Genomic DNA, 5,494 nt, shown 5'->3' with positions numbered 1-5,494 from the left:
GGCTTGTCGAATCGTCGCACCGCTGCGATGGCATCACCGCGGTGTGACTAACACACCGAGGTGCCTGCATCGCGGGCAAGCCCGGCTCCCACACAAGCCTGCTCTCACATTTTTTATCCGGTTTAGTCAGTGATATCCCCTAGAGGATATTCGAGTAATCCGCCTCGATCCGGTCCAGGCTCAGGTGGTTGAGGAAGTTGGAGAAGCACATCCACGCCGCCAGTGCATTCATGTCGCGAAACTGCTCGGGCAGGTATTTGGGCGGCACCACCAGGCCTTCGTCGACCAGTTGGCGCAAGGTGCGCATGTCCTCCAGGGTGGTCTTGCCGCAGAACAGCAGCGGCACTTGTTCCAGCTTGCCCTTGCGTACGGCGAGCTGGATGTAGTTGTAGACCATGATGAAACCCTTGAGGTAGGACAGATCCTTGGTAAACGGCAGACCGGTCGGCACCGAGCCTCGGAATACCCGGCTGGCATTGCCGTAGCTTTCTGCCATCTCAAAGCCCTGCTCACGGAAGAACTCGAACACCTGCAAAAAGTCGGCGCCCTCCTCCACCATATGGATGGCACGGGTACGGTTGGTCAGTTTACGCAGGCGGCTCGGGTAGGAGGCGAACGTAATGATCTCCATCAGAATCGCCAGGCCTTCCTGGGTCACGGTGGACGACGGTGGCCCCTTGGAGAGGAAGGTGCAGATCGGCTGGTTCAAGCCGTTGAGGGTAGTGCCAACGTGCACCAGGCCTTCATGCACTTCCAGGGCGCGCACGTCACGCTCGTTGAACATCGCATCGGCGCGGATCTTGATGTAGTCGGCGCCCGCCGCTGCGTCGGCAACGATACCGTCGGACTCGAACACACGGATGGTTTCTTCAGCCTCGCCAAACACCTTGTTCAGGCGGGTTTGCAGCAAGGCGACGGCATCCTTGGCCGTCAGGGTCTTGGCTTCGTCCTTCAGGTCGCCACGGCCGTCGATATTGTTCAGATAGTCGGAGAGCATCAAGCCAAGGTCTGCCAGCGTCGGGTCACCCGCGTGGAAAGCATCGGAGGCAGCGCCGTACAGTTCCTGGGAGATCAGGCCGAAGTCCTCGGTGCCACGGGCTTCGAGCATGCGCACCACCATGCGGTATTCGCGGCACATGCGACGCATGATCTGCCCCACCGGGCTGAACTGGCCGAGGCGACGGGTGATGTCGCGCTCGATGTTCTGGAACTCCAGCTTCACCGCACTGGAATCGAACGACAGCGGTCGGTTGAGGTAGTAATCGCGATCCACCGCGGGCATGGCCTTGCCTTTGGCCTTGAGGAACCCCTGGCGAATGCTCTCGTCCCATTTCACGGCGTCAAGGACGCGAATCGGTGTTTGCGCCAGCACAATGCGATCAGACAAGGTGCGTATCGTCTGCTGGTAATCGTCCACCTGGTGCTTCCTCTTTAAACGTTGTCGGCCCGCGCGCGACAAGCGCAGGTTGAGCCTCACCTGTAGCAGCGTAGTGTCAGACCGAGGCCAACACCAAATGCATGTAACGCTTGAGGATCTCAAGCATCTCCTCACCGGTCAGCGGCGCTGGGCCGCCAAGCAGGCCCTGATACTCCATCCGACCGATAATCGCCGTCAACACTTTGGCATCCTGTTGTGGCTCGCGGGAGCCCAATACCTGGAAAAACTGCCCAGTACCCTGCAACAAGATCTGCTGGTGAGAACGCACCAATTCGGCCAGACGCGGATTGAGCAAGGCTTCCTGACGAAACGCCTGCTCGGCCATCAGGTACTCGCGGCGGTTGGTCAGCTGACGCATGACGTAATCGGCGGTCAACCGCGCAATGTCGTCGGCCAGTTGCGAACGGGACTCGGGGCTGCCATCGCCATAAGCGACCATCTCGCGCAGCAGCCCCTCGTTGCGCACCCAGAGCTTGCCCATGAACGCAGCGCTGCGTTCGACGTATTGGGCAAAGGTATCGGTGAGCAGGTCGTCGATATCCTTGAAGTAATAAGTGGTGGCCGACAACGGCACGCCTGCCTCCGCCGCCACTGCACGATGGCGCACAGCCCGCACACCGTCACGTACGACGATGCGCATGGCCGCATCGAGAATGTCTTGCCGGCGTTGCTCGCTGCCCCGGCGACTGGCCTTGCGGCCCTGGTACTGGACACTTTCAGCCACGGCAGCAGCAATGCCGGCGGCGCCTTCTTGAGCCATTACGCGGTTCACCACACACATCCTTGAATAGATCAAAACCTGGCGCTGTTCGCTTGACGCTTGTATACGCCCCATAAAAAAGCCGCCTTATAAAAGGCGGCTTCGGATTTCGCTACGGTTACGCTTGTGGCCGCATGTGCGGGAACAAGATCACGTCGCGGATCGACGGCGAGTTGGTCAACAACATCACCAGACGGTCGATGCCGATGCCTTCACCAGCGGTCGGCGGCATGCCGTATTCCAGGGCGCGAACGAAGTCGGCGTCGTAGTGCATGGCTTCGTCGTCGCCAGCGTCCTTGTCGGCCACCTGAGCCATGAAGCGCTCGGCCTGGTCTTCCGCGTCGTTAAGCTCGGAGTAGGCGTTGGCGATTTCGCGGCCGCCGATGAACAGTTCGAAACGGTCGGTGACGTTCGGATTGTCATCGTTGCGACGGGCCAGCGGCGATACTTCGAACGGATACTGGGTAATGAAGTGCGGCTGTTCCAGCTTGTGCTCCACCAGTTCTTCGAAAATCATCACCTGCAATTTGCCCAGGCCTTCGAATCCCAGCACCTTGGCACCGGCTTTCTTGGCGATGGCACGTGCCTTGTCGATATCGTTCAGGTCGTCAGCGGTCAACTCAGGGTTGTACTTGAGGATCGAATCAAACACCGAGAGACGCACGAACGGCTCGCCGAAGTGGAACACCTTGTCGCCGTACGGCACGTCGGTGCTGCCCAGGACCAGTTGGGCCAGTTCGCGGAACAGTTCTTCGGTCAGGTCCATGTTGTCTTCGTAATCGGCGTAGGCCTGATAGAACTCCAACATGGTGAATTCAGGGTTGTGACGAGTCGAAACGCCTTCGTTACGGAAGTTGCGGTTGATCTCGAACACTTTCTCGAAGCCGCCAACCACCAGGCGCTTGAGGTACAGCTCAGGCGCGATACGCAGGAACATTTCCATGTCCAGCGCGTTGTGGTGGGTTTCGAACGGCTTGGCTGCGGCGCCGCCAGGAATCGTCTGCAGCATCGGCGTTTCGACTTCGAGGAAGTCGCGCTTCATCAGGAAGCTGCGGATGTGCGCGATGACTTGCGAACGCACACGGAAGGTCTGGCGCACGTCTTCGTTGACGATGAGGTCAACGTAGCGCTGGCGGTAGCGTTGTTCGGTATCGGTCAGGCCGTGGTGCTTGTCCGGCAGCGGGCGCAGGGATTTGGTCAGCAGGCGCACGCTGGTCATTTCGACGTACAGGTCACCCTTGCCGGAACGGGCCAGGGTGCCTTCGGCGGCGATGATGTCGCCCATGTCCCAGGTTTTCACCGCAGCCAGGGTTTCTTCAGACAACGTCTTGCGGTTGACGTAGACCTGGATACGCCCGGTCATGTCCTGGATCACCATGAACGAGCCACGGTTGAGCATGATGCGACCGGCAACCTTGACCGGAATTGCAGCCTCGGCCAGCTCTTCCTTGGTCTTGTCCGCGTACTGCTTCTGCAAGGCATCGCAGTAGTTGTCGCGGCGGAAGTCGTTCGGGAAGGCATTGCCCTTGGCGCGCTCGGCAGCAAGCTTTTCCTTGCGCAGGGCGATCAGGGAGTTTTCTTCCTGTTGCAGGGCTTGCGGGTCGAGTTGTTGGTCGCTCATGTCTTTAGATTTTCCATCACAGATTAGGGTGTTACAGGCCCGATTTCAGGCTGGCTTCCAGGTATTCGTCGATGTCGCCGTCGAGCACCTTGTCGCAGTCGCTGCGTTCGATGTTAGTGCGCAGATCCTTGATCCGCGACGCATCGAGCACATAAGAACGGATCTGGTGACCCCAGCCGATATCCGACTTGGTGTCTTCCAGCGCCTGGGAAGCGGCGTTGCGCTTCTGCATTTCCTGCTCGTACAACTTGGCCCGCAGCATTTTCATGGCGGTGTCCTTGTTCGCGTGCTGGGAACGTTCGTTCTGGCAGCTGACCACAGTGTTGGTCGGTACGTGGGTGATACGTACGGCCGAGTCGGTGGTGTTTACGTGCTGACCACCGGCACCGGAGGAACGGTAGGTGTCGATCCGCAGGTCGGCCGGGTTGATCTCGATCTCGACCTTGTCGTCGATTTCCGGGGAGACGAACACCGCGGAGAACGAAGTATGGCGACGGTTGCCGGAGTCGAACGGGCTCTTGCGCACCAGACGGTGCACGCCGATCTCGGTACGCAGCCAGCCAAAGGCGTATTCGCCCTTGATGTGCACGGTCGCGCCCTTGATCCCGGCGACTTCACCGGCCGACAGCTCCATGATGGTCGCGTCAAAACCGCGTTTATCCGCCCAGCGCAGGTACATGCGCAGCAGGATGTTGGCCCAGTCCTGGGCCTCGGTGCCGCCGGAACCGGCCTGGATGTCCAGGTAGGCGTTGTTCGGGTCCATTTCATGGCTGAACATGCGGCGGAATTCAAGCTTGGCGAGGCTTTCCTCGAGACGGGCCAGCTCGGCGACGACATCGCCCACTGCGCCTTCGTCGTTTTCTTCGACGGCCATGTCCAGCAGGTCACGGCAATCGGCCAGACCGGTGTTCAGTTCGTCGAGGGTGTCGACGATCTGCGCCAGCGCAGCGCGCTCGCGGCCCAGTTCCTGGGCATATTCAGGTTTGTTCCAGACACTCGGATCTTCAAGCTCGCGATTGACTTCGGTCAGACGCTCATGCTTTTGATCGTAGTCAAAGATACCCCCGAATAGTTTCGGAGCGCTCGGACAGGTCCTTGATGGTGTTAAGGATCGGGTTGATTTCCATGGCGGGCAGCACTCGTTGGCGAACTTTTGAAAGCCGGCGAGTATAACGGCAAACGGGGGGAAACGGCAGCCCGCTTGGCGAAAAGGCGGGTTTTGTACACAATCCCCAAGGCCAATGCAGATCCAACTGTGGGAGGGGGCTTGCCCCCTCCCACAGTTGAATGGGGTAAGGCCTCGGGTTATTCAATACCGACTTGGTTACGCCCATTATGCTTGGCCGTGTACAAGCCCTTGTCCGCCGCCATGATCAGTTGCCGACAATCCGTGCCCTGCACCGGCGTCAGGGTTGAGAGCCCGATGCTGATGGTCAGGCTCGCCCCTTCGGCAGGTGCAATGTGCGGGATTTTCAGCGCGGCCACCGCCATGCGCAGCTTTTCGGCGACCAGACGGGCGCCACCGGGCGAAGTGTTCGGCAACACCAGGGCAAACTCTTCACCACCGTACCGCGCCGGCAAATCCGAAGGGCGGCTGCTGGCGTCACGGATGGCAGCAGCGACCTTGCGCAGGGCTTCATCGCCTTCGACGTGGCCAAAGCTATCGTTGTAGGTC

5 protein-coding genes are annotated in these 5,494 nt (G+C 59.8%); all 5 read right to left on the bottom strand.

Annotation, left to right across the window (positions count from 1 at the left end):
* Positions 1-139 precede the first annotated feature (139 nt).
* Positions 140-1,417 (bottom strand): flavohemoglobin expression-modulating QEGLA motif protein, encoded by a 1,278-nt coding sequence (locus ACRESD_RS25225; RefSeq protein WP_431753390.1) that lies wholly within the window; start codon positions 1,415-1,417, stop codon positions 140-142.
* A gap of 76 nt (positions 1,418-1,493) precedes the next feature.
* Positions 1,494-2,210 (bottom strand): TetR/AcrR family transcriptional regulator, encoded by a 717-nt coding sequence (locus tag ACRESD_RS25220; RefSeq protein ID WP_431753389.1) that lies wholly within the window; start codon positions 2,208-2,210, stop codon positions 1,494-1,496.
* A 106-nt stretch (positions 2,211-2,316) separates the two neighbouring features.
* Positions 2,317-3,819, bottom strand: coding sequence for a lysine--tRNA ligase (lysS, locus tag ACRESD_RS25215; RefSeq protein WP_208938574.1), 1,503 nt, complete (start codon positions 3,817-3,819; stop codon positions 2,317-2,319).
* A gap of 31 nt (positions 3,820-3,850) precedes the next feature.
* Positions 3,851-4,946, bottom strand: a protein-coding gene (gene prfB, locus ACRESD_RS25210) for a peptide chain release factor 2 (RefSeq protein ID WP_109790603.1) whose coding sequence is annotated in 2 segments (ribosomal slippage) — positions 3,851-4,873 and positions 4,875-4,946 — 1,095 coding nt in all. Because the reading frame shifts where the segments join, the coding sequence is not laid out codon by codon here.
* 178 nt (positions 4,947-5,124) lie between these two features.
* The coding region (locus ACRESD_RS25205) for a diguanylate cyclase (RefSeq protein ID WP_431753388.1) at positions 5,125-5,494 on the bottom strand (370 nt) is incomplete at its 5' end.

Origin of the sequence: Pseudomonas sp., assembly GCF_050739995.1 — a bacterium.
GTDB lineage: Bacteria > Pseudomonadota > Gammaproteobacteria > Pseudomonadales > Pseudomonadaceae > Aquipseudomonas.
This window is presented reverse-complemented; position numbering and strand designations above follow the sequence as displayed.

Bases quoted from the DNA above. Each gene is read 5' to 3' on its own strand.
- lysS (WP_208938574.1), bottom strand. From the start codon at position 3,819: ATGAGCGACCAACAACTCGACCCGCAAGCCCTGCAACAGGAAGAAAAC.